This window comes from Sphingomonas sp. CCH9-F2, assembly GCF_001556735.1.
GTDB lineage: Bacteria > Pseudomonadota > Alphaproteobacteria > Sphingomonadales > Sphingomonadaceae > Sphingomonas > Sphingomonas ginsenosidimutans.
Genome location: NZ_LSJO01000467.1, coordinates 1 through 3,120, shown reverse-complemented (window position 1 = coordinate 3,120; position 3,120 = coordinate 1). Strand labels below are relative to the sequence as shown.

At 62.8% G+C, this 3,120-nt stretch carries 2 protein-coding genes; both read left to right on the top strand.

What is annotated here, in order from left to right; all coding sequences use genetic code 11:
* The coding region (locus AX685_RS12980; protein WP_066489320.1) for a TonB-dependent receptor at positions 1-2,015 on the top strand (2,015 nt) is incomplete at its 5' end.
* A 2-nt stretch (positions 2,016-2,017) separates the two neighbouring features.
* The coding region (locus AX685_RS12975; RefSeq protein WP_231738855.1) for an alkaline phosphatase family protein at positions 2,018-3,120 on the top strand (1,103 nt) is incomplete at its 3' end.

Here is a 3,120-nt window from a genome sequence, read left to right as displayed (position 1 = left end):
ACCAGAACCAGCTAGGGTTCACGCTGGACGGCGTGCCGCTGGGCGACATGAGCTACGGCAACGTCAACGGCCTGCACATCAGTCGCGCGATCATTTCGGAAAACCTCGCGTCCACGACGGTTGCGCAGGGTGCTGGCGCGATCAGCACCGCCTCCACGAGCAATCTGGGCGGTACGCTTCAGTTCGTCAGCCGCAGGCCATCGGACACATTCGACGTGGTCGGTTCGGGCACCTATGGCAGCGACCAAACCTATCGCGGATTTATTCGCCTCGACACGGGCGACCTCGGCGACGGGCTGAAGGGATATATCAGCTACGGCTTTCTTCAGACCGACAAGTGGAAAGGCTATGGCAACCAGCGCCAGCACCAGGCGAACGCAAAGATCGTCAAGGATCTCAGGGGGGTCGGCAGCATCACCGCGTTCCTGAATTTTTCGGATCGCCGCGAAACCGATTATCAGGATCTCAGCTATGACATCATCCGTCGTCGTGGGCTGAACAACGACAACATCGGCGACAACTACCCGCTCGCGTTGCAGATCGCCAAGATCTACGCCAACCAGAATGCCGCAAGCGTCGCCGCCCGGCCATATCCGAGCGCGGGCGTCACATTTCCGGCAGGCATAGGCACGGTCGACGACGTCTATTTCGACGCGGGCGGTCTACGCCGCGATTGGCTCGGTGGCGTGACGTTCGATGCGACGCTGACGCCGGAACTGTCCGTCACCTCGACCAGCTATTACCACAAGAATAAGGGCCAAGGATCGTGGATCACACCCTATGTTGGCACGCCGGCGGGTGCGCGGGACGGCAATGGCGGCACGATCGCGACGGCATCGCCGCTGTCGTTCCGGACCACCGAATACGGCATCGACCGCGCCGGCAATCTCACCCACGTCGCCTATGAAGCTGGTGCCAACCGGATCGAACTTGGCGGCTGGGTCGAGAGCAACAGCTTCACTCAGGCGCGCCGCTTCTACGCGATGGCGGATGCAGCGACGCCGAACCGCGACACACTGGCATTTCAGAAGGACCCGTTCTTCACGCAGTGGAACGGCAAATACGACACGTTCACGTTGCAATATTATGTTGCTGACACCCTGACGCTCGGCAAGCTGACGATCAACGGCGGGTGGAAAGGGATGCGCGTCCAGAACACTGCAAACCTGAGGACGGGTACGCTCGTCGCCGGAAAGATCGAGGCTAAGGACTGGTTCCTGCCGCAGGTCGGCGCGGTGTTCCGCTTAGGCGGCGGGGCCGAAGTGTTCGCCAGCTATACCGAGAATATGCGCGCCTTTGTGTCGTCGGCCACTACCGGCCCATTCGCGACGACTCAGATCGGGTTCAACGCGATTCGCTCGACGCTGAAGCCGGAAACGTCGAAGACCGCGGAAGGCGGTGTTCGCCTGCGCAGTGGCGGGCTGCAACTGTCGGCGGTCGGCTATTATGTCGATTTCTCGAACCGGCTGCTGACCTTCGCCAATGGTGCCGGCGTCATCGGCAATCCGCCGACGCTGAACAATGCGGGCAGTGTCGAAAGCTATGGCGCGGAACTGTCGGCTTATTACCGGATTGCCGGTGCCTTCTCCGCTTTCGCCAGCTATTCCTACAACAAGGCGACTTATCGCGACGACGTCCGCAATGCCGCTGGTGCGGTGTTGACCGCCACGCGCGGCAAGACCGTAGTCGATACGCCGGAGAACATGGCCAAGGGGGAATTGGTCTATGACGACACGCACTTCTTCGCCCGCGCTGGTGCCGATTTCATGTCGAAGCGTTATTTCACCTACCTCAACGACCAGTCGGTCAGCGCCCGCGTGCTGGTCGACGCCAGCATCGGCTATCGCTTCCCGGCGCTCGGTGGCTTGGTCATCGAGGGCAGCGTGACCAACCTGACCGATAAGAGGTACATCTCGACGATCGGGTCGAATGGCTATGGTGCGAGCGGTGACAACCAGACGTTGCTGGCGGGGGCGCCGCGGCAGGTCTTCGTATCCCTGCGCAAAGGATTCTGAGAATGCTTCGCTCGCTGGTCATTGCAGCCGCAAGCTTCATGGCCATCGGCGAGGCTTCCGCCTCGCCAGTGCTGCTCGTCTCGCTCGATGGCCTGCGGCCGGACGATGTGCGCCAGGCGAAGGCTCGCGGACTGAAACTGCCCGTCCTGTCCGCGCTCGCTGCGGAGGGAGCGTCGGCGAAAGGGGTAGTCGGCGTGCTGCCGACGCTGACCTATCCAAGCCATACGACGCTTATCACGGGCGTCTCGCCGGCGAAGCACAGCGTGTCGAACAACCTGACCTTTGATCCTAAGGCCATCAACCAGACCGGCTGGTATTGGTACGCCAGCGACGTGCGTGTGCCGACGCTGTGGGCGGCTGCGCACGCCAAGGGGCTGGCGACCGCCAACGTGCATTGGCCTGTGTCGGTCGGTGCGCCGGGGCTCGATGCCAATCTGCCGCAAATTTGGCGCACTGGCACCCCGGACGATGCAAAGTTGCTTGCAGCGCTGGCGACACCGGGGCTGTTGCCCGAATTGGAGCAGCGCGTCGGCGTTCCGTATGCGCAAGGCATTGATGAAAGTGTCGAGGGCGACGCCACCCGCGTCCGCTTTGCTGTTGCGATCCTGACGGTGCGCAAGCCCGCCTTCACGACGATCTATCTTGCCGGGATAGATCACGAGGAACATCGCAGCGGTCCAGGCTCTGCCGCAGCCAATGTGGCGATCGAGCAAACCGATGCGCTGGTTGGCCAGCTCGTCGCCGCAGCCCGCGCCGCGATGCCGGACGTGACGATCGTCGTGGTGTCGGATCACGGCTTTCAGTCGGTCGCGACCGACATTAACCTGTTCAAGCCGTTCGTCGACGTTGGCCTCATCACCCTCGGGCCAGACGGTAAACCCACCGCTTGGCAGGCGATGCCGTGGCTGGCGGGCGGCACTGCCGCGATCCGGCTGGCGCGGCCCGACGATGCGGCGCTGGTCGGTAAGGTCCGCAGCGTCCTCGCTACGATTGCTACCGACCCGGCCTATCACATCGCGTCAGTGCTGGATCGCAGCGCCGTCGCAAAAGCCGGCGGCGCGAGCGAGGCAAGCTTCTTCGTCGCGCTACAGCCCGGCTTTGAAAC